The 19947-nt window shown below is 63.7% G+C and carries 20 protein-coding genes; 11 read left to right on the top strand and 9 right to left on the bottom strand.

Going from position 1 to position 19947, the window contains the following annotated elements; genetic code table 11:
• The first annotated feature begins 163 nt into the window (after positions 1-163).
• Positions 164-913: a hypothetical protein gene (locus JST30_17130; GenBank protein MBS1716053.1), complete on the top strand. Its 750-nt coding sequence runs from the start codon at positions 164-166 to the stop codon at positions 911-913.
• 434 nt (positions 914-1347) lie between these two features.
• On the opposite strand, the gene JST30_17135 is transcribed toward JST30_17130, so the two are convergent.
• Both JST30_17135 and JST30_17140 read right to left on the bottom strand, forming a co-directional pair.
• The gene (locus tag JST30_17135; GenBank protein MBS1716054.1) at positions 1348-2319 is read right to left on the bottom strand and encodes an aldo/keto reductase; all 972 of its coding nucleotides are present in this window, start codon (positions 2317-2319) and stop codon (positions 1348-1350) included.
• A gap of 61 nt (positions 2320-2380) precedes the next feature.
• Complete coding sequence (locus JST30_17140) at positions 2381-2884, bottom strand: hypothetical protein (protein ID MBS1716055.1); 504 nt, start codon at positions 2882-2884, stop codon at positions 2381-2383.
• Between the two features lie 95 nt (positions 2885-2979).
• Here JST30_17140 and JST30_17145 point away from each other — a divergent pair, with 95 nt between their 5' ends.
• A complete protein-coding gene (locus JST30_17145) occupies positions 2980-3426 on the top strand; it encodes a hypothetical protein (GenBank protein MBS1716056.1) in 447 nt (148 codons plus the stop codon).
• A gap of 3 nt (positions 3427-3429) precedes the next feature.
• Here the strand turns inward: JST30_17145 and JST30_17150 are convergent, their stop codons facing one another.
• Complete coding sequence (locus JST30_17150) at positions 3430-3969, bottom strand: DinB family protein (protein MBS1716057.1); 540 nt, start codon at positions 3967-3969, stop codon at positions 3430-3432.
• Between the two features lie 147 nt (positions 3970-4116).
• Here JST30_17150 and JST30_17155 point away from each other — a divergent pair, with 147 nt between their 5' ends.
• Genes JST30_17155 through JST30_17165 form a run of 3 tightly spaced genes read left to right on the top strand, consistent with a single transcriptional unit; the run spans position 4117 to position 8623 of the window.
• A complete protein-coding gene (locus tag JST30_17155) occupies positions 4117-5991 on the top strand; it encodes an APC family permease (GenBank protein ID MBS1716058.1) in 1875 nt (624 codons plus the stop codon).
• Positions 5992-6048: 57 nt separating this feature from the next.
• Positions 6049-7527, top strand: a complete 1479-nt coding sequence (gene guaB / locus JST30_17160) for an IMP dehydrogenase (GenBank protein ID MBS1716059.1) — start codon at positions 6049-6051, stop codon at positions 7525-7527.
• A 46-nt stretch (positions 7528-7573) separates the two neighbouring features.
• The gene (locus JST30_17165; protein MBS1716060.1) at positions 7574-8623 is read left to right on the top strand and encodes a hypothetical protein; all 1050 of its coding nucleotides are present in this window, start codon (positions 7574-7576) and stop codon (positions 8621-8623) included.
• Between the two features lie 24 nt (positions 8624-8647).
• On the opposite strand, the gene JST30_17170 is transcribed toward JST30_17165, so the two are convergent.
• Entirely contained in the window at positions 8648-8806 is a 159-nt protein-coding gene (locus JST30_17170) for a YHS domain-containing protein (GenBank protein MBS1716061.1), read from the bottom strand.
• 260 nt (positions 8807-9066) lie between these two features.
• On the opposite strand from JST30_17170, the gene JST30_17175 reads away from it, so the two are divergent.
• Positions 9067-10281, top strand: coding sequence for a pyridoxal phosphate-dependent aminotransferase (locus JST30_17175; GenBank protein ID MBS1716062.1), 1215 nt, complete (start codon positions 9067-9069; stop codon positions 10279-10281).
• Between the two features lie 503 nt (positions 10282-10784).
• On the top strand, positions 10785-12278 hold the full coding sequence (locus JST30_17180) for a peptidase S10 (protein ID MBS1716063.1): 1494 nt from the start codon (positions 10785-10787) through the stop codon (positions 12276-12278).
• Positions 12279-12476: 198 nt separating this feature from the next.
• Here the strand turns inward: JST30_17180 and JST30_17185 are convergent, their stop codons facing one another.
• Positions 12477-12716 (bottom strand): hypothetical protein, encoded by a 240-nt coding sequence (locus JST30_17185; protein MBS1716064.1) that lies wholly within the window; start codon positions 12714-12716, stop codon positions 12477-12479.
• Between the two features lie 423 nt (positions 12717-13139).
• Between JST30_17185 and JST30_17190 the strand changes: the two genes are divergently transcribed.
• The gene (locus tag JST30_17190) at positions 13140-13676 is read left to right on the top strand and encodes a hypothetical protein (GenBank protein MBS1716065.1); all 537 of its coding nucleotides are present in this window, start codon (positions 13140-13142) and stop codon (positions 13674-13676) included.
• On the opposite strand, the gene JST30_17195 is transcribed toward JST30_17190, so the two are convergent.
• Positions 13673-14356, bottom strand: coding sequence for a hypothetical protein (locus JST30_17195; protein MBS1716066.1), 684 nt, complete (start codon positions 14354-14356; stop codon positions 13673-13675). The two genes, JST30_17190 and JST30_17195, sit on opposite strands and share 4 nt — an antisense overlap.
• A 270-nt stretch (positions 14357-14626) precedes the next feature.
• On the opposite strand from JST30_17195, the gene JST30_17200 reads away from it, so the two are divergent.
• On the top strand, positions 14627-14881 hold the full coding sequence (locus JST30_17200) for a hypothetical protein (GenBank protein ID MBS1716067.1): 255 nt from the start codon (positions 14627-14629) through the stop codon (positions 14879-14881).
• Positions 14882-14885: 4 nt separating this feature from the next.
• On the opposite strand, the gene JST30_17205 is transcribed toward JST30_17200, so the two are convergent.
• The gene (locus JST30_17205; protein ID MBS1716068.1) at positions 14886-15512 is read right to left on the bottom strand and encodes a hypothetical protein; all 627 of its coding nucleotides are present in this window, start codon (positions 15510-15512) and stop codon (positions 14886-14888) included.
• Positions 15513-15981: 469 nt separating this feature from the next.
• Between JST30_17205 and JST30_17210 the strand changes: the two genes are divergently transcribed.
• Entirely contained in the window at positions 15982-16620 is a 639-nt protein-coding gene (locus JST30_17210) for a fibronectin type III domain-containing protein (protein ID MBS1716069.1), read from the top strand.
• A gap of 83 nt (positions 16621-16703) precedes the next feature.
• On the opposite strand, the gene JST30_17215 is transcribed toward JST30_17210, so the two are convergent.
• Together JST30_17215 and gluQRS are read right to left on the bottom strand one after the other, a co-directional pair.
• Positions 16704-18302, bottom strand: a complete 1599-nt coding sequence (locus JST30_17215) for a peptidase S8 (protein MBS1716070.1) — start codon at positions 18300-18302, stop codon at positions 16704-16706.
• An 81-nt stretch (positions 18303-18383) separates the two neighbouring features.
• Positions 18384-19208 (bottom strand): tRNA glutamyl-Q(34) synthetase GluQRS, encoded by an 825-nt coding sequence (gene gluQRS, locus JST30_17220; GenBank protein ID MBS1716071.1) that lies wholly within the window; start codon positions 19206-19208, stop codon positions 18384-18386.
• Between the two features lie 60 nt (positions 19209-19268).
• On the opposite strand from gluQRS, the gene JST30_17225 reads away from it, so the two are divergent.
• Positions 19269-19922: an aquaporin gene (locus tag JST30_17225; GenBank protein ID MBS1716072.1), complete on the top strand. Its 654-nt coding sequence runs from the start codon at positions 19269-19271 to the stop codon at positions 19920-19922.
• Positions 19923-19947: the final 25 nt, after the last annotated feature.

Consider the following 19947-nt stretch of genomic DNA (forward strand, 5'->3'; position numbering starts at 1 on the left):
TCATGCCGCTTCCGTTTCACGGACGTTCATGATGCGGCGTCCTTGCCCCGGTCTGCAACGGTCTATTGTCCGGCGGGATGAAGCGTGGACACCGTTGCCAGACCGGGCCACCCGTCCGATTGACAAGCCTTGAAAGCTGGCAAGACGTCATATACTGCTCGGTATGTATTGCTTTTCGAGAGGAACCGTTTCGGCGGTGGCGCTGCTGGCACTGGCGGCCCCGTCGCACGCCTACGTCCTGATCGACGACTTCACTCAGGGAACCTTCGATAAGACCTACTTGGACGACTTCACGAACGACTTCCACGAGAGGCTCGGTCTGGATCAGGACCATGTTGCTTTCGGAGAGAGGCAAGTGCGTTTCGAAATCGGCGGGAACCTGGACCACCACCCGGTGAGACTGAAGATCGGTGACGGCGCGGCGAAGGTGACGACCGACACCCACGGCGTCTCGACCAGGTGGGACATGGTCTGGGGGAACAGCGATCTCGTCACGATCGACTTCTCCCACGAGAAGGAGTTTTGGATCGACCTCTACACGAAAGACCCCCCGAACAGGCTCGCCGACATCTGGAGCCTCTACGTCCGGGACAGCCACGGCGTCGCCGGCAACAATCCGGGCTGGCTCTTCAGGCAGGGAGGGATCAGGTTCAGGAAGCAGGACTTCAACCCCCTGATCGACTGGTCGAGCATCGAGTACTTCGACTTTGATCAAACGTATAGCACCGACGTCGGTCCACATCCGCTGGAATACAGCGTCACGAAAATCTACGCAGTCCCTGAACCGGGTGGCTTCATTTGGTTTCTTGCGGCGGGCATGTGCGCCCGCCGCAAGAAACACGTTCAACAGGCCAGCCAGCGCCCGTTCGACCCCTCCCTTGTAGAACACGACGGGTGGCCTGACCAAGGGTGACCTCCTCCCGGGTGGCATGGGTGAAACGGGATGTCCGTGCCCGTTTGCACCCATGTCCGTGACACGGACCTTCAAAGCTGGGGAAAGTCAACTTTGAAAGCGCAGTCCTCGCCCCGGTACGCCGCCGCGCGCGAAAACTCCCAGTCGTATGGGTGAGAGCGAGGCACCAGGGCGAAGGATAGCCCTTCGGTCACCGATGCCGTTTTCTTTAGATTTTCGTGCAGGTACCGGATTTTTGAACCTACGGCGCTCCTCAGGTGCTGCACGCTTGCTACGCGCTTGCTGCACGCTTGCTGCACGCATCATCCAAAAGTCCCGTTTGTAGGGGTCTTGCCTGGCTGAAGCCAGGGCTCCTGCGGACTGAAGTCCGCGCTCCGTCCGGACCCCTGGACCGACCCGGACCAACCCGAACTACCGAACGTGCCGAACCCCCCTCACACGTTCGGACGGGCGTTCGGACCGAAGTCGGCGTTGTAGTACCGGATCTCCACGTTGCCGGGGGCGACGACCTTGTCGATCTGCGCGAGGGTCTTTGCCGAGAGTTCCGTCTGGCACGCCCCCACGCTTTCTTCAAGCTGCACAGGAGATTTGGCGCCGATGATCGGCACGGTCACTCCCGGCTGTCCTGCCACCCAGGCGAGGCTCATCTGGGTCAGCGTCAGACCCGCCCGGTCGGCGATCGTCTTCAGGCGCTGGACGACCTTGGTCGTCTGTGCGGTGATCCGGCCCATCGGGTCGCTCTTGGCGTAGCGACCGTCCTTCGGCTTCTGACCGAGGTACTTGCCGCTGAGCTGCCCGCCTGCGAGCGGCGACCAGGGGATGCACCCGTAGTCGTAGGTGCGGAGGAACGGCATAAGCTCGCGCTCGATGCTCCGGTCGAGAAGGTTGTAGGGCGGCTGCTCGCAGACGAAGGCGTTCGAACCGAGGGCCTTGGCGACGTAGTGGGCCTCGGCGAGCTGCCATGCGGCGTACGTGCTCGCCCCGACGTAGCGGACCTTTCCGCTCCGCACAAGGTCGTCGAGCGCGCGCAAGGTCTCGTCGATCGGCACTTTGGGTTCAGGGCGGTGGATCTGATAGAGGTCGATCCAATCTGTGCCGAGACGCTTGAGCGAGGCTTCACAGGCCTGGATAATGTTGCGCCTGGAATTGCCGCGCGCGTTGGGGTCGGTGTCGCTCATCCGGCCGTGGCACTTGGTCGCGATGACGAGTCCGTCGCGCTTGCCCTTGATCGCCTTGCCGAGGATCGTCTCGCTCGTGCCGCGGGCGTAGACGTCGGCGGTGTCGAAGAAGTTAATCCCGAGGTCGTACGCCTTGGCCATGACCTTCATCGCCTCGGGTTCGTGGCTGCCCCAGTCGTCCGGCTCCCAACCGAAGGTCATCGTGCCGAGGCAGGGGTTGCTGACCATGAGGCCCGTCCGTCCGAGGGGTCTGTACTGCACGCCTCAGTTTGGCCGGACCAGAAGGGGCCTAGCGCACGCGGGTGAAGCGGTATTCGTTCCGGAACTCGGTCTTGCCGATCGTCGGCCCGGTCGTGCGCGTCATGCGCAAGGTGTCCTTGCCGATGTCCAGGGTGTACCGGACGACTACGGGCTTATCGTTCTCCTGTGCCTCACCCTTGAGGACGAGCCGGCCGGTGCCGTCTGCCTGGACGCGACTGGCGGCATCGATCGTGTACGAGCGTGCGCTTTCTCCTTCCGGAGTCACCGTGTACGTCTTCGCAGCAAAGTCCACGGCCACGGTTTGCTTCGACTGCTCGATCTTCTCCGGCCCGTCGTCGTAGACGAACCGCATCGTGACGCCGGAGCCGTCCTTCGCGACGCTGACCCTCAACATCGTGGCGATGCGGTAGCGTTTGTTGTCGGAGTAGTCGCGGTATTCGAGCGTGCCGACCCAGGAGCCGCGAAGCGCGGCATAGACGTCCGTCGGTCGGACGGCGTTCTGGGTCGTCCAGTGGGTGACGGCGGGCAGCACCGCCGGCTTTTACCCTTTGACCGGACGGACCGTTCGAGACGGGACCTCGCTTGATGTGAAGAAACCGATCGGGCCCTTGGACCGTTAGTAGCGTCATGCGCCTCGCCGCCGTCCTCGTGTCGTCCTTCGTCTTGGTCTTGTCGGCCTTCGCCGCCGACGCGACGGGGTCCTGGAGCGGGAAGATCCAGATGGACGTGTCCAAGTTGCCCGCCGAAGCCAAGGCCCAAGCGACGAAGGCCCTCGCCAAAGTCAAAGTGACGATGGTGTTCAAGAAGGACAAGACGTTCACCTCGAAAGTGACGGGCAGCCCCGACGGCGTCGACCACGCGACCTCCGGGACATGGAGCCAGTCGGGCGACAAGGTCGTGCTGAAGGCGAAGACCCGCGACGGCAAGTCGGCGCCGACGAGCCAGGCCCAGACGTTCACGATCTCGGCCGACGGCAAGAAGATGTCTTCGACGACCCGCGCCTCCAACAAGCCAGGAGGCAAACCTCAGGCGAACGCCCCCTCCGTGACGATCGTGCTCGTCCGACAGAAGTAGGCGCTACCAGGACGGCAGCTCGGCGCAATACTTGCGGACGTCCTCGGCCACGCTCGGCGGGGGAGAGTCCGAGCGGTGCCCGGCAAACCGGAGTACGGCGATCTGCCCTGCATGGTAGGCGTCGTGGTGGGACAGCGTGTGCAGGACTTTCCAGGCGGGCCAATGGTCGCCTTGGGGTCGCAAGACGTCTTGGTACAGGTCGTCGTCGGTGAGATGGGCCCAAGCCTCGGTCCAGTACTGGTGCGACGCTTTGAGATATTCCTGGGCCGCGTCCCAGTCCGGTTCGAACGACTCCAACTCCTCGGCCAAGTCCCGCCAGCGGATCTCCAGGTTCTTGAACGCGGCGCTCGCGTACATGACCTTGCCCGTGGCCACGTGGAGCACGAGGCTATGGATGGAGCCGTCCGTATGGAGGTATTCCTCGGTCGTCTGCGGGAGCACGCCCCATGCCTGGGCACGGTCGACCCCCTCGAAGGAGGCGACGAACTCTCGGAACGACGCCTCCGACTGAAGTCTGAGAAGTCCGACGGCGGTGTTCGACATGGCCGCTCTTACCTTGGCACAAACCTCGAAGGCCGATCTCGGGTAGAAACCCGGCGTAAACCTGTACCAGGACGCGGTACCTTGACCCGGCCCCCACTGTCGGCCCGGTCGCAAGGGCGACGTCCGGGCACGTTCGACGATTCAGCTATGAAGGGCGATATCGGTTCCCGTCCGTTCCGGAGGCTTCGGCACGTCCTCTTCGGCTCGCCGATCCATGCGAAGAAAGCCCATCACGAGCGCATGGGGATCGTCACGGGCCTGCCCGTCTTCGCCTCGGACGCTCTGTCGTCGAGCGCCTACGCCACGGAGGCGATCCTGGGAGTCCTGATCCTGGCAGGCACCCAGTTCGTCGGGCTCCAGATCTGGTTCGGACTCGCCATCGCGCTTTTGATCGCGATCGTCTCGTGGTCGTACTGGCAGACGATCCACGCCTATCCCGGCGGCGGCGGCAGCTACATCGTCGCGAGCGAGAACTTGGGTGAAAAGCCGGGACTGGTCGCAGGCGCGGCCCTGATGATCGATTACGTCCTCACCGTGGCGGTCTCCGTCGCGGCAGGCGTCGTCGCACTGGTCTCCGCGTTCCCGGCCCTCCACGAGTACTTGATCGTCATCAGTTGGATCTGCATCGGGCTCATTTCGTACGCGAACTTGCGCGGGATGCGAGAGTCCGGCGCCGTCTTCGCGTTCCCGACCTACGGCTTCCTCGTTTCGGTCTTCGTCATGCTCGGTTTCGCCGCTTGGCGGGCGGCGACCACGACACCGGTCGCGCAGGTCGTCCATGGCGAACCGGGCGCCGTCGGCCGAGACGCCAACGTGTTGTTCCTTTTCGTCGTCTTCCGCGCGTTCGCCGCCGGATGCACGGCCCTGACGGGCATCGAAGCCGTTTCGGACGGCGTCCCTGCCTTCCGTCCGCCCGAATCCCGCAACGCGTCCCGTACGTTGCTGATCATGGCGGTGCTGTTGACGGCCCTCTTCCTCGGGATCGGCTTCGCCGTGCAGAGGGTCCCTGTCCTCGAGCTCTTCGCCACGAAGAACCCGGAGTACACGACGGTCCTGTCCCAGATCGCGTCGTGGGCGTTCGGCCCGGAAATGAAGTGGGCGTTCTACATCGTTCAGTTCATGACCGCCGCGATCCTCATCTTAGCGGCGAACACGGCGTTCGCGGACTTCCCGCGCCTGGCCAGCTTTTTGGCCCGGGACGGCTATCTTCCGCGCCCGTTGGCCCGCCAAGGCGACCGCCTCGTGTTCCAGAACGGCATCATCCTTTTGGCCCTGGCCTCCGCGATCCTGATCTGGGTGTACCACGGCGAACTCGACCACCTGCTGCCGCTCTATGCGGTCGGAGTCTTCTTGGCGTTCACGCTTTCACAGTCGGGCATGGTGATGCACTGGAAGAAACTGGGTGAGCGCGGGCACGGATTGAGCATGAGCGTCAACATGCTCGGCGCGGTGCTGACCGGCGCCGTGACCCTCGTGTTGCTTTTCACGAAGTTCCGGGAAGGTGCCTGGCTCATCTTCGTCCTCACCGTGTTCTTCTATGCGGTGTTCCGAGCCATCAAGAACCGCTACGCCTCGATCAACGTCCAGCTCGAACGGGGCATGGTGCCGGTCAAGCCTCTGGCGGCGAAGACCGTGTTGCTCTTGATCCCACGGGTCCATCGGGGCGTCTTGAGCGCGGTCGAGTACGCCCTGGCGCTGAACGCTGAATGCCGGGCCCTCCATGTGACGCTCAACTCGAAAACCGTCCCTGAACTCAAAGAGCAGTGGGACAAGTACGTCCCCGACGTCCCCTTGATCGTCGTGGACTCACCTTACCGGTCCCTGATCGACCCGGTCCTGGAGTACGTCGACATGATGCAGGCCGAACGGCCGAACCTCAACGTCACGGTCATCGTGCCCGAGGCGGTGCCGACCAAGTGGCACCACCGTTTCCTGCAGGAGAACCTGGCGTTCCGGCTCAAGTTCGCTCTCGGCAACCGTCGCAACGTGGTCGTCACGAACGTCCGGTACTTCCTGGACTAGCCGCGAGGCATCCTAGGCCGGACGGAAATCGCCCCGCGCCTGGTGGCATACTTCCGTATGGCTTCATTCAAGGAAGGACTGAGCTTCGACGACGTCCTACTGGTCCCTCGACGCAGCGAAGTGAGGCCCGACGAAGTCGACACGTCCTCCCGGTTCCTTCCCGGCATCTCCCTTCGGACCCCCATCGTGTCCGCGCCGATGGACACCGTCACCGAAGCCCGTCTCGCGATCGCGATCGCCCGCGAAGGCGGCGTCGGCGTCATCCATCGCAACATGACGATCGACGAGCAGGCCGACCAGGTCGACCGTGTCAAGCGTTCCGAGCACGGCGTCATCACCGACCCGTTCAAACTCGGCCCTGACGACACGATCCAGGACGCGGTCGCGCTGATGGCCCGTTTCCGGATCAGCGGCGTCCCCATCACCGACACCGAAGGGAAGCTGGTCGGCATCCTCACGAACCGCGACATCCGGTTCGTCAACGACTACACCGTCCTCATACGGGACCGGATGACGAGCCGTAACCTCGTCACGGCCAAGCCGGGCACGAACCTTGACGAAGCCCAAGCCCTCCTCGCAGAACACCGGATCGAAAAGCTGCCGATCGTCGACGAAAGCGGCTTCCTGCGCGGCCTCATCACGATCAAGGACATCGAGAAGGTCAAGCGCCACCCGTATGCGACCAAAGACTCGAAAGGACGGCTCGTGGTCGGCGCCGCGATCGGCCCGCTGAGAGATCCTTACGAACGAGCAAAGGCCCTGGCAGACGCCGGGGTCGATTTCATTGTCATCGACGCCGCCCACGGTCAGAGCCAGGGCGTGATCGAGTGTACGAAGATGCTTAAGGACAAACTGCCCGACCTGAAAGTGGTCAGCGGCAACGTCGCGACGAAGGAAGGCGTCCGCGACTTGCAGTCCGTCGGCGCAGACGCCTTGCGGCTCGGCATCGGCGCGGGCTCGATCTGTACGACGCGCGTCGTCAGCGGCGTCGGCGTCCCTCAGTTCACGGCCATCCTCGACTGCTGCGAAGAAGCGGCCAAACACGGCCTGCCGTGCATCGCCGACGGCGGCATCCGGACGAGCGGCGATGTCGTGAAGTGCCTCGCCGCCGGAGCCCAGACCGTCATGATGGGCAACATGTTCGCCGGTTGCGAGGAGTCGCCGGGCGACATCGAGATCTACCGGAACAGAGCGTACAAGGTCTACAGAGGCATGGGCTCGATCGGAGCCATGAGGCAAGGGTCGTCCGACCGCTACTTCGCGATCAAGGAGACGGCCGCGGTCATGGTGCCGGAGGGCGTCGAGGGCCGCGTCCCCTATAAGGGCACGTTGACGGACACCATCGCCCAGATCATGGGCGGCCTCAAGTCAGGGATGGGCTATCTGGGGGCCAAGTCCGTCGCCGACCTTCAAGAGCGGGCCGAGTTCCTCCGGATCACGAACGCCGGCCTGCGGGAGTCGCACCCGCACGACGTCTGGATCACGAAGGAACCGCCGAACTATTCGTCCCCGTTCGTCAGCGGCGAAGGGGAGTAACCCGGATCGGGCCGGACCGTCAGGTACTTATCCGACGGGACGCCCCATGATCTCTGCTCTTAAGTTCCTCCCTGCGCTCCTCTCGCTGAGCTGTACGACAGGACCAGACCGTCGTGACGCCACGCTTCAGGACGAACAGACTGCCGGTTCGAAAGGACTGCCGGTTTCGGCCCACGTCCCCTCGTTTCAGCCCGTCCACGTGACAGGGCCGCATGCGGGTCGGAACGCTTGCCCGCTCTGCGTCTACGGACTCGTCCCCCAACTGCAGGTCTGGGTCCAAGAAGATAGCTTGGAGAAGGGGATCGAGTTGGCGCAGCGCGCCGAAACGCTCGCCGCCGAAGGGAAGGTCCAGGGCTTCGTCGCCTATGGAGTCATCGTTCCGTCCCATGGCAGGGAACTTTCGGACCGGACCAAGGCCACCCTCCTCCGTTCGACTTTGAAAGCGTTTTTCTGGACGACCGTGCCGTCCTGGTCGGATTCGGGGACATCTGGACTCTATGGGCACTCCGACCAAGACAAGCCGTCGGTGCGCGTCTACTCCGTCGTCAACAGGCGGTTGTTCCGGCGGTGGGACGATCCCGGTGTCAACAGGTGGCCCGAGGTCCAGGAGGCTGTCCGCCGATCGGCCGGGTATGTGTCCACGTACGAACTGACCGACGCTCAAATCGCACCTCTATGGGAACGCGGCGACCGAATGGAAGTACGGTTCCGCGTCGCCGACGCCCAAGGTCGTCCGCTGGAGAAGATCAAGGTCACGGCGATGCAGACGGACGCAAGCGGGCGTTACAACCCGGAAGGCTGGAACAGGCGCGAACCGAGCCTCAAGGCCACGGCTTGGACGGACAAAGACGGCCTGGTGACGTTCCAGACCATCGTCCCAGGCCCCTACCCGACCCGAAGAGAGCCTTCGCACATCCACTTCAGTGCCGGCGTCGACGGAAGGGCGTGCTTCAGGACGCTTTGGTTCGAAGGCGACCCGCTGATTTCAAAGGAGCGGCGAGAGTGGGCCGAGCGTGACGAAGAGACGATGATCGTCCCGGTGTCTCGCGCCGAGGGCCGGAGACTCGTCGAGCACACGTTCGTCGTGAGACGGTGACCGTGTGCCGTGGGCGGACCGGAGTCAACCGTCGGTCGGCTTGACCTTCTCGTCGTTCTTTTCGGCGTACTTGTCGGGCTCCTTGGCGAAGCTCTCCGGGCATCCGTCGCAGCAGAAGTAGTAGCGCTTTCCGTGATAGTCCTGGAACTTCTTCCCGTCCGGACTCTTCACCGCGTCCTTCATGACCGGGCACTCGACTTCACCGGCGGCGTTGCGGTGGATCGCGACCGTCGTGGGCCAGTCCGCAGACTTCGTGTCCGCCGCCGAGGCGGACTTGGGGGACGGTTCGGTCACGTCCGCGCTCGTGACTTTGTCGCTATCGCCGCCTGTGCCGCACCCCGCGAGGAGGACGGCCAGACCGAGGAGCCATGCGTTTCGGGACATCGTTCTCCATTTTGCCCCAGGCCAGGGCCGTTCCGGGAGATACAAGTAAGATGGACCCGATGCCAGCGATCTCCCGACGCGCCAAGGCCATGCCCGCCTCCCCGATCCGGAGGTTGGTCCCCTACGCCGAAAAGGCGTTGGCTTCCGGCAAGAAGATCTACCATTTGAACATCGGGCAGCCGGACGTCGAGAGCCCGGTCGAGTTCTGGAACGCCGTGACCCGTTCGGGGCTCAAGGTGCTCGAATACAGCCACTCTGCGGGCATCGCGTCCTTAAGGCAAAAGGCGGCCGAGAGCTACCGGGCGATGGGCATCGACGTGGCCACCGAGCACGTCACGGTCTGCACGGCGGGCTCCGAAGCCTTGCTCTTCGCGATGCTCGCGACGATGGACATCGGCGACGAGGTCATCGTCCCCGAACCGTTCTACGCCAATTACCTCGGGTTCGCGGGCGTGGCCGACGTCAACCTCGTGACGGTGCCGACGTCGATCCACGACGGTTTCCGGCTCCCGCCCGTCGAGGAGTTCCGCAAACGTGTCACGTCCCGGACGAAAGCCGTCCTCGTCAACAATCCGGGCAACCCGACGGGGACGGTCTACACCGACGACCAGTTGGAAGGCCTCCGGGCGATGGCGCTCGAAAACGACCTGTACGTGATCGCCGACGAGGTCTACCGTGAATTCAACTACACGGGCCGCCCGATCAAGTCCGTCCTCCAACTCGAGGGCATCGACGACCGCGCGATCATGGTCGATTCGGTCTCCAAACGCTTTTCCTTGTGCGGGGCGCGGATCGGCTTTTTGGTCTGCCGGAACGCGGACGTCAACGCCGGTGTCTTGAAATACGCTCAGGCCCGGTTGTCACCGCCGACGCTTGAATCCTACGGGGTCCTCGGCGCCCTCGATGCACCGCAGAGCTACTTCGACGGCGTCCGGTCCGAATTCGTCAAGAGGCGCGACCTGCTCGTGTCCCGGCTCCGAGCGATCCCCGGGGTCGTCTGCCCGGACATCGACGGTGCGTTCTACGCGATGGTCGAACTGCCCGTGGACGACGCCGACGAGTTCTGCAAATGGCTTCTCGAAAGCTTCGACCTGAACGGCGAGACGGTCATGTTCGCACCGGGTTCCGGGTTCTACGAAGACGCTTCGCTCGGCAAGCGCCAGGTCCGTATCGCGTACGTTCTGGAGTGCGCGAAGCTCGACCGGGCGATGGACTGCCTCGAAGCGGCGCTGGCGGCCTATCCGGGGCGGCTCCAACCGGCCCCGCTCGGTTAGCGGGCCTTTGGAACGGACTTCGGTCCGCATCCGGTGCTCGACGCGCGACTTCAGAGCAAAGCGTGCCTTGCGGACTTGAGTCCGCACCTTGCGGAGACTGAAGCCCCCGGCCCCATGCGGGCTGAAGCCCGCGCTCCGCTGTTGGACCCTGGGGACGCGTCGTTCGAAAAGGAGGGCCCCCTTTTCAGCGGATCGTCCGCCGATGTCGGGGAACGGTCCGCCGACGTCAGGGAACGATCCGGAAAGACCCCTCAAAACGCGTTTTGAACCTGAAAAGGGCCGGAGCGGACCGGAAACGGCTTCTGCCCGGGGCAAGGAGCAGTTTGGACGGGACCCTGTCTGGTCGTCGACCCGGTCTGCAACGGGACAGGCATGGGTGGGCAGCTTGTGATGGCGCGTTGCCAGACCGGGCCACCCAGCCTTAGCGAAACCTAAGCGCCCTAGACCGCAAAGGTCCGAGCCTCCAGGGCCAACGCGCGGGCCGTCGTCGGTAACATCCCATGATGCCCCTGTACGTCCTCTCCTGTCTCTGCGCGCTCGCCCTCGGCGCACAAGACGCCGACGCCTCCAAGACTCAAGAGAAGGCGAAGACCACTCCCGTCATCGAGATCGCGAAGACGGAGACGAAGCACCATGCCGACCTGCCGACCGGACGCATGGACTACACCGCCACCGCGTCGCAGATCCCCTTGCGGAACGACGACGGCGAGACCGAGTGCCGTATGTTCTACGTCGCCTACACAAAGGACGGGGCCGACCCGCGGAAACGGCCGGTCACGTTCGCCTTCAACGGCGGTCCGGGGAGCGCCACGATCTGGCTGCACATGGGCGCGCTCGGCCCGAAGCGGGCACCGATGCCGGACGACGGCAGCCTGCCCGCCCCTCCCTATGAAGCCGTCGACAACGCCGACACCTGGCTGGACTTCACGGACGTCGTCGTGGTCGATGCGCCCGCGACCGGGTTCAGCCGGGTGGCGAAGCCCGAATGGAACAAGAACTACTTCGGGGTGCGCCAGGACATCCGCGCTTTTACGAACTTCGTCAAGGGCTGGTTGACCGAGCACAAGCGCTGGAAGTCGCCGCTCTTCATCGCCGGCGAAAGCTACGGCGGCATCCGCGGATCGGGGCTCTGCAACAGCCTGTTCGGCGAAGGGATCGCGGTGAGCGGTTTCGTCAGCGTTTCGGGGACGAACAACTTCATGACCTTGGACGGCATGCGCGGCAACGACCTGACGTACATGGGCTTCCTGCCCTCGATGGCGGCCTGCGCCTGGTACCACCACAAGGCCGCGCCCCGGTTCAAGAGCGTCGAGGCGATCGTGGCGGAGTCGCGGAAGTGGGTGGACGAAGTCTACGGTCCGGCGTTGCTCCGTGGCGACGCCCTCGGCGAGGACGAAAAGGACAAGATCGCGGCTCGGATGTCCGAATACCTGGGCGTCTCGAAAAAGTACTGCCTCGGGTCGAACCTGCGCGTCCCGGAGTTCGCGTTCTTCAAGGAGCTCTTGCGCGACGACGGGCTGTCGATCGGCCGCTATGACGGACGATTGACCGTGAAGGAAGAGCTGAAGGTCGGCGGCCAGGACGCCAACGACCCCAGCGATGACGCCGTGAACGCACCCTTCACGAGCGTGCTCAACGATTACTTCCAATCCGAATTGGGGATCAAGACGACGATGGAATACCGGACGGGCGGCAACGTCTATCCGTGGCAGGAACGCGAAGGCGGGTACTCGGAGACGGCCTCGGACCTTCGTCGCGTCCTCGCCGCCAACCCCCACCTGCGCGTGCTCTATTGCTGCGGCTACTACGACTTGGCGTGCCCGCTCAATGCGACGGTCTATACGGTCGACCACATGGGGCTCGACGCCGAGACCCGCAAGCACCTTTCGTTCGAGTTCTATCCGGCGGGGCACATGATGTACATCGAGAAGTCCTCCCGCAAGAAGTTCCACGACGACGTGAAGCGGTTCGAGGAGGCGTGCCTGGCAGGGAAGTGAGCGGACGTTTGGAGCGCGGACTTCAGTCCGCTTCCGGATCAGTGGGCTTGGGAGCGAGGGGCCACGGGCGGCCTGAACGCCCTCAGGGCGCAGAGTCCTGGCGCTGCCCGGTGCCGCCAGCTTGAGCCCGCATGTCGGTCCGCACCGGACGCCTTCCGATTTGGGGCGCGAAAGAGGCTCTCCGGACGATTTGCAGCCTTATGGGAAGACTTTCCTGTCGTCGGCGGACTTTCCGCTGTCGACAGGGAACTTTCCGCCGTTGACAAGAATGTTTCCGCTGTCGTCGGGGAGCTCTTCGCCGTTGACAAGAATGTTTCCGCCGTCGTCGGGGAACTCTTCGCCGTTGACAAGAATGTTTCCGCTGTCGACAGGAATGTTTCCGCTGACGTCAGGGAACTCCTCGCCATTGACAGGAAATTTTCCGGAAAGACCCCTCAAAACGCGTTTTGAACCTGAAACGGGCCGGAGCGGGCCGACGGGTGGCCCGGTCTGGCAACGGTGTCCACGCTTCATCCCGCCGGACACGAGACCGTTGCAGACCGGGGCAAGGGCGCTGCATCAGACCGGACGGGTGGCCCGGTCTGGCAACGGTGTCCACGCATCATCCCGCCGGACAGGAGACGGTTGCAGACCGGGGCTTCGAAGACGGACCAACAAGGCCGGACGACCGGGAGGGGCCCGACACGAAGGGCGAGGCGGGCTTTTTGATCCATACTGGGCTGGACGTTCTCGGACAAGAACCGTGGTGACGTCCTTGACCCGGTCTGCAACGGGACAGTCGCGCTCGGAAGGCTCGCCACGGCGCGCTGCCAGACCGGGCCACCCGTCAACGCCGGCTTCGTCAGAACGGAGGGCAACACGGTGCAGCAGAAGACGTACCCGTGGGCGGTCAACGCGCTTTCGGTCAAGGCGGCGGGTCGGTTCCAGTTGCCGTTGTTGGACACTCTCCCCACGGCGGGGATGACTCCTGGCGGCGACGCGGAAGGGATGGGCTGGAAGAGCGCCGTATCGGCCGGCGACTACGACCTACAGGACGGGGAGCTCTACTTCGACTCCTGGCAAAAGGCGGTCCTGGCGTACGACTCCGACGCCGGTTGGACAGCTGTCTGGCAGCCAGAACGCACGAAGCTGATCTCGTCGAACATAACTTGGAACACGGGTGACGAGAAGAACCTTGTCTACGGAGGGTCCACGAGCATTACGGTCACGCTGGACACGACTCTCGCAGACATCGCAGTAGGGACGACCGTCCGGATCGCGTATCACGTATCCGGTACGCCGCTGGCGGCGATCTCCGTCAGTTGCGGCCAGCCTGCGAACGTCGTCGTGGGCCCGAACACCGGCCGTACCTTCGTGTTCTATAAGGACGGATCGAACGGTCGCTGGCTCGCCTCTTAACGCTTACTGCGGCGGCAGGCGATCCAGCCTACCGCCGCCAATATGGCTAAACCGCACGGCTCGGGGACGGCATAAATCCTGGTGACTCCGTATTCAAACGGGTGGGGGCCAATGTTAGTTGTGTACCGTTGCTCGAAGTCGAAGTACTCGATACTCGACCAGTCGATGAGGGGGTTGAAGTCCTGCTTCCTGAACCTGATCCCTCCCTGCCTGAAGAGCCAGCCCGGATTGTTGCCGGCGACGCCGTGGCTGTCCCGGACGTAGAGGCTCCAGATGTCGGCGAACCTTTCCGGGGGGTCTTTCGTATAGAGGTCTATCCAGAACTCTTTCTCGCGGGAGAAGTCGATCGTTATTCGATCGCTGTTCCCCCAGACCATGTCCCACCTGGTGGAGACGTCGTGGGTGTCGGTCGACACTTTGGCCGCGCCGTCTCCGATCTTCAGTCTCACCGGGTGGTGGTCCAGATTCCCACCGATCGAGAAGGTCGTGAGCCTCTCTCCAAACGCAATATGGTCGTTGTCGAGGTTCAAGCGCTCGTGTGTCTCGTTCGTGAAGTCGTCAAAGTAGGTCTTGTCGAAGGTTCCCTGAGTGAAGTCATCGATCAAAACGTAGGCGTGCGACGGGGCCGCCAGCGCCAGTAGCGCCAATGCCGCCACGATTCCTCTCGAAAAGCAAAGCACACGGAGCAGTATACGACGCCCGACCGGCTTTCAAGGCTCAAGGACGCCGCGTCAGACCGGCCCGTGAAGCCGCGCGTTGTGAGCCGGTGCGGACGAAGCCTCCAGACTAGGTTCGGCGCCGCGCGGTGTGACGTGTTGTCCGGAGTCTGGAGGCAGCCAAGACTATCGCTGGTCTTCAGCGGGCTCGGACGTTCTGGGACGCGACTCTTGGTGACGTCCTTGACCCGGTCTGCAACGGGTCGGTCGCGCTCGAGATTCCGCCATGGCGCGTTGCCAGACCGGGCCACCCGTCAGACCCTCAACCTGGACACCGATGTGACCCAGGTGCCCCCCGGAACGATCGTCCGGGTCTTCAACCTGACCAGTTCAGGGGCCGGTGCGGTGGTCACGGTCAAGGTCGGGGGTAGCAACCTGTCGCTCGTGAGCGTGCTGCACATGTCGGAGTTCGTCTTCTACGTGGACGGCGGTGGTACGGGACACTGGCTGGTCGTTCAAGGCAACGTGACGAGCGCACAACTGCCCTAGCCCTCTACTGAAGCAACGATGAAGCCGGCGGGACGGCCGCCGGCTTCATCGTCACGTAGAACCGGGTGACACAATAGGTCGTAGGGTTCGGGAAGACGATGAAGTCCTGCCGGAAGTCCAGATACTCGATGCGCGACCAGTCTACACCGCCGCTGAACTCCGACCGCTTGAAAAAGATGCCCTTCGGCTGCCCTTGCCAATAGTCGTTCCCCCCAGTCTTCCCGTTCCGGTCGCGGATACTTAGGCCGAACACGTCCGCAGTGCGGCCAGGCGAAATCGTGTAAAAGTCCACGTAGATCCTGTCGACCTTCGACAGGTCAAGGCCCGGCCCCTCGGCCATGTAATAGCTGGTCTTTAAGGTGTACGCCACTTCGAGCGGACTCGTGACCTTCTGCCCCTCCGGCCCGAGCGAAAAGGTGAGCACCGTGTCGTGGGGGTTGGATCCGATGTCGATGTTCGTGCTGCGCTGCGAGAACAGACAGTGCGGCCACTTGAGCCCGTACCAGGTGTGCAGGTCTTCCCACTCCTTCGTTATCTGGACGGTGTACGGCGTATCGAAGCGGTCGATGTCGATCGCCTTGTAGTGCTGAACTTGAGGTGCCAGGAGTGCGGCGGCGAGGACGGCGGACATCGTGCCTTCAGTCTATCGCAGCTTTTCCAGAATCGCGGACGCTTGCGTCCGTCGGCGTCAGGGCAGGTGGCAAGGACAAAACGCTCCATTCTGCCCCAGGCATGGCCCGTGGACCGAGCGAACGTTTCTGTCCTTGTCCGCAGGACCTCGCCAGTAGACGTTCCTTCGGAACCGGGGTGCAACGGGCACGGTCCATCCCGTTCACCCCGGCCACCCGGGAGGCGGTCACCCTATGTACTCGCACTCGCCGACGGCGTGCGGAGAGAAGCGGTGGGCGCAGTCGGGCGGTAGCCCAAGTGAGCCCCCTCCCCCGCTCGAGGCTGCTGGCGAACGTTCACCAAGAAACCTCTTCTGCCGCATGTTGTGAACCTGAAACGACAAAAATGCGGGCCAAAGGCTAAAGATTGGTCGCCTTTATCCGACGATCTCCAGTAAGCCGGGCGGAGGCGCCCGCAAGGAAAGAGAAGACATGAGCTACTACAACATCAAGGCGTCCGCTTTGCCGACATGGTACGGAAATTTCGTGACCACCGCGCTGGCCAATTCGGCCCTTTTGAACCTGACTCCGCCTCAAATCGCGGCTCTTCAGGCGCAGCTCACCGCGCTCAACACCGCGTTCGCCGCGCAGCAGACCGCGCACGACGCTTCCAAGTCCGCGACGCTCGCCAAAGACCTGAAGGTCGCGGAGACCATCAACGTCGTCCGTGGCTACGCGAACCAGTGGCAGGCGATGCCGACCGTGCCGGACACGCTGATCGCTTCCCTTGGACTGATCGTACGCGACACCCAGCCCAGCCCGCGCCCGGTCTTCGTTCCGACCGAACTCGTGGTCGTCCCGAACACCACGGGCACGAACGAACTTCGCTGGAAGCGGAACGGCAACAAGAACGGCATCAAGTTCGACATCGAAGTCAGCTACGAGAATCCGGGCGCTTGGACGGCGGTCACGTCCGTCACCGCCGCGAAGTTCAAGCACATGGGCCAGACGCCGGGGCAGACCGCCTATTACCGAGTCCGTGCCCGGAACGGCTCGAACGTCTCCGACTGGTCGGTCTCGGCGTCGACCTTCGCGAACGACGGCGACGGCGCGCTCCAGCTCGCGGCCTGAGCGTCCCGACACCCCCGATCAGCAAAGACAAGGCCCCTCCGGATCGTCCGGAAGGGCCTTTAGTTCTGCCGAAGCAGCGGACTTTACTGGCGCGTGACGGCGACCTGCATCCAGTCGTTCTTGAGTTGGAAGCTCGAAGAGGCCTGGTAGCTGACCCGCATGTCCATCTCGCCGAACGGGTCGCGGAAGCGGTGCGGGTTCGTCGAGATCGGGAACGTCCAGGTCTGGTCGCTGGTCGTCAGGTTGATGTTGCCGAGGGTCTCCCAACCGCCCGCCAGGTAGTTGTAAGCCTGGACGGTCGCGGTGCCGGCGACGGTCGCGCTGCCTTCGAAGGTGAAGGTGACGTTGGTGATCGTTCCGGATCCGCTGGCGGGGTACATCGGGCCGAACCAGTCGACCTTGTTGTTCTGGCTCGCGAGGACGAGGTAGGAGTTGTCGCTCGACTTCAGGTTGGTGTAGTTGCCTGAGACCTGCGAGCCGCTGTACATGACATAGCCTTGCGGGTTGGCGTAGACGGTGTTGCCGCCGCCCGCCGCGAGGAGCGACTTGTAGGCGTTGATCCTACCGAACGCCACGAACGTACCGACGCTGTCGCAGTTCTGTTCGATCAAGCTGCGGACGGTCGAGTTGGGAGTGGCCTTGCCTTTCGCCGAGAAGAGAAGTCCGGCGAGGCCGCTGACGTGCGGGCAGGCCATCGACGTCCCGTCAAGGGTCGCATATTGCGATCCCATGTACGTGCTGTAGATGTTGACGCCCGGGGCGGCCACGTCGACCCAGTTCGAGCCGTAGTTGCTGAAGCTGGCGCGGGTGTCGCTGGTGGTCGTCGCGGCGACGGCGATGCAGTTCGTGTACGCCGCAGGATAGAACATCGAGGTCGAGCCGTTGTTACCGGCTGCGGCGACCACGACACAGTTCTTGCTCCATGCATAGTCGACCGCTTGCTGCATCGACGTCGCACCCGATCCGCCGAGGCTCAACGAAAGGACGTTGGCGCCGTTATCGGCCGCCCAGTTGATGCCGTTCGCGACGTTCTGGAGCGTGCCGGATCCGCCGCTGTTCAAGACCTTGACGGGCATCAGCGAGCAGTTGAAGCCGACGCCTGCGACGCCGGTCGCGTTGTTCGTGATGGCGGCGGCGATGCCGGCGCAGTGCGAACCGTGACCGTTGTCGTCGTTCGGGTTGTTGTTGTTCGAGACGAAGTTCCACCCGGCGACGCGCTTGCTGGCGAGATCAGGGTGCGTACTGCTGATCCCCGTGTCGATGATCGCGATGACGACCGTCGGGTCGCCCTTGTTGATGTCCCAGGCCTGCTCGCTCTGGATCTTCTTGGGGCCCCACTGCGAGCCGAAACTGGTGTCGTTCGGCGTGAAGGTCGCGTGATAGATGTAGTTCGGTTCGACGAACTCGACCCACGGAAGCGTCCGCAGTTCCTTCATCGCGAGTTCGACGCTCATGCCTTTCGGAAGGCGAAGCTTGTCGATGCCGAGCACGGGCACGCCGCTCTCGACCTTGTAGCCGTCGCTGACTGCGACTTTCTTGCCGGCGTCGCGGGCGACGGGTTTGAACTTGACGAGGACTTCTCCGGAAACGTAGTCCTTGGGGGCGGCGAGCGCGAAGGCTGCAGAAGCGGCCATCCCTGCTGCGAGGCTGATTTTCAATAGAGGTCTCATTTCAGGCTCCATTGCCTTGGGCCGGTGGGACCAAGACAAGGCGGGCGTAGTGGCCCGGCTCAAAAATCATAGCAGACGTTTTGTACGATCGGGTCAAGATTTTTCGTGTGCGACCGCCAAGGAACGGACCTCGGCCGGACTGAAACCGGACTCGCGGAGACTCTCGACCGTCGCTGACCGGTCGCGCTTGGCCAGCCGTCGGCCGTCCGGACCGGTGACCAGCCGATGGTGGAAGTACTGCGGCTCTGGAAGCCCGAGAACGGCCTGGAGCAGTCGTTGAGACGGCGTCGCCGGGACGAGATCGAGGCCACGCGTGACGAGCGTCACCGCTTGCGCGGCATCGTCGACGACGACGCAGAGCGCGTAGCTCACGGGGGCGTCCTTCCGGGCGACAACGATGTCCGGCACGCTATCGGGAACGACGTCGGAACGGCCGAGCCCGCGGTCGGACCAACTCAACGGCCCGACGCTTGCGAAGGCGGCGGCACTGTCGATCCGCAAGGCGAACGGCATCCCTTGCTCAAGCTTCTGCTCCCGGTCCGTACGCGAGAGACGGCGGCACGTTCCGGGATAGGCGGGCCCGTCCGGGCCGTGGGGCGCGGTCGTAGCGTCGGCGATGTCTTTGCGGGTGCAGAAACAGGGATAGAGCAAGCCGGCCTGGTCGAGGCGGTCGAGGGCGCTCCGGTAGGCGTCTGTCCGTTGGGACTGGAACCAGACGTCGCTGTCCCAGTCAATGCCGAGCCATTCCAGGTCTTCGAAGATCCCGTCTGCGGCCTCGTCCCTCACGCGCCCCGCATCGATGTCCTCGATCCGGAGGCGCATCGTCTCTCCGTGCTCGCGCGCGAAGAGGGCGGCGAACACGTGACCCAGGTGCAAACGGCCTGTAGGGCTGGGAGCGAACCGGGTGACGTCTCCGATGTCCGGATTCTATCCAGAACCGGGCGTTAGAGAGCGGTCTGGCCGGTAGTATCTCGGGACATGGCCAAGCTTGCGACCGAGTTCGTCGGCACGTTCTTCTTGATCTTCACGATCATGCTCGTCATCGCGTCGGGAAGCCCTTCGGCAGTCATAGCCATTGGCATCGTTCTGATGGTGATGGTCTACATGGGCGGGCACGTGTCGGGCGGGCACTATAACCCGGCCGTCACGACCGCCGTGGCGTTGGCGGGGAAGATGCCTGTCCGGGACGTCATCGGCTACATCGTCGCCCAACTGGCGGGCGGCATCGTGGCGAGCTTGGCGGCCTACGCGTGCGTCGGTAAGACGGCAGGGGTCGAACCGAACCCGGCCTCCAGTACGGCCGCGGCCTTGATCGTCGAGTTCCTTTTCACGTTCGCCTTGGCCCTCGTCGTGCTGAACGTCGCCTGTTCTGCCAAGACGGTCGGACGCGGCTTTTACGGGCTTGCGATCGGTGGCACGGTCATCGCGGCGGCCTATGCGGGCGGCGGAATTTCCGGTGGCGCGTTCAACCCGGCCGTGGGATTGGCGCCGAACCTGGTCCATGCGATGCTCGGCGGCGGCAAACTTGGCCACGTCTGGATCTATGTCTTGGGCCCGGTCCTCGGCGCGTTCGGGGCCGCGTTCTTCTTCAAGTTCCAAGAGCAGGCGACGAACGCCGAGAACGACGATTAGGGCCCGTACCGAAGATGCGCTAGGA

This window comes from Armatimonadota bacterium, assembly GCA_018268395.1.
In the GTDB taxonomy this organism is placed as follows: Bacteria; Armatimonadota; Fimbriimonadia; order Fimbriimonadales; family Fimbriimonadaceae; genus JAEURO01.

What these genes read in the sequence shown, in the direction of transcription:
- JST30_17130 (MBS1716053.1), top strand. Translation starts at nt 164, where the DNA reads ATGTATTGCTTTTCGAGAGGAACCGTTTCGGCGGTGGCGCTGCTGGCA.
- JST30_17135 (MBS1716054.1), bottom strand. Translation starts at nt 2,319, where the DNA reads ATGGTCAGCAACCCCTGCCTCGGCACGATGACCTTCGGTTGGGAGCCG.
- JST30_17145 (MBS1716056.1), top strand. Translation starts at nt 2,980, where the DNA reads ATGCGCCTCGCCGCCGTCCTCGTGTCGTCCTTCGTCTTGGTCTTGTCG.
- JST30_17150 (MBS1716057.1), bottom strand. Translation starts at nt 3,969, where the DNA reads ATGTCGAACACCGCCGTCGGACTTCTCAGACTTCAGTCGGAGGCGTCG.
- JST30_17155 (MBS1716058.1), top strand. Translation starts at nt 4,117, where the DNA reads ATGAAGGGCGATATCGGTTCCCGTCCGTTCCGGAGGCTTCGGCACGTC.
- guaB (MBS1716059.1), top strand. Translation starts at nt 6,049, where the DNA reads ATGGCTTCATTCAAGGAAGGACTGAGCTTCGACGACGTCCTACTGGTC.
- JST30_17165 (MBS1716060.1), top strand. Translation starts at nt 7,574, where the DNA reads ATGATCTCTGCTCTTAAGTTCCTCCCTGCGCTCCTCTCGCTGAGCTGT.
- JST30_17170 (MBS1716061.1), bottom strand. Translation starts at nt 8,806, where the DNA reads ATGAAGGACGCGGTGAAGAGTCCGGACGGGAAGAAGTTCCAGGACTAT.
- JST30_17175 (MBS1716062.1), top strand. Translation starts at nt 9,067, where the DNA reads ATGCCAGCGATCTCCCGACGCGCCAAGGCCATGCCCGCCTCCCCGATC.
- JST30_17180 (MBS1716063.1), top strand. Translation starts at nt 10,785, where the DNA reads ATGCCCCTGTACGTCCTCTCCTGTCTCTGCGCGCTCGCCCTCGGCGCA.
- JST30_17205 (MBS1716068.1), bottom strand. Translation starts at nt 15,512, where the DNA reads ATGTCCGCCGTCCTCGCCGCCGCACTCCTGGCACCTCAAGTTCAGCAC.
- JST30_17210 (MBS1716069.1), top strand. Translation starts at nt 15,982, where the DNA reads ATGAGCTACTACAACATCAAGGCGTCCGCTTTGCCGACATGGTACGGA.
- JST30_17215 (MBS1716070.1), bottom strand. Translation starts at nt 18,302, where the DNA reads ATGGAGCCTGAAATGAGACCTCTATTGAAAATCAGCCTCGCAGCAGGG.
- JST30_17225 (MBS1716072.1), top strand. Translation starts at nt 19,269, where the DNA reads ATGGCCAAGCTTGCGACCGAGTTCGTCGGCACGTTCTTCTTGATCTTC.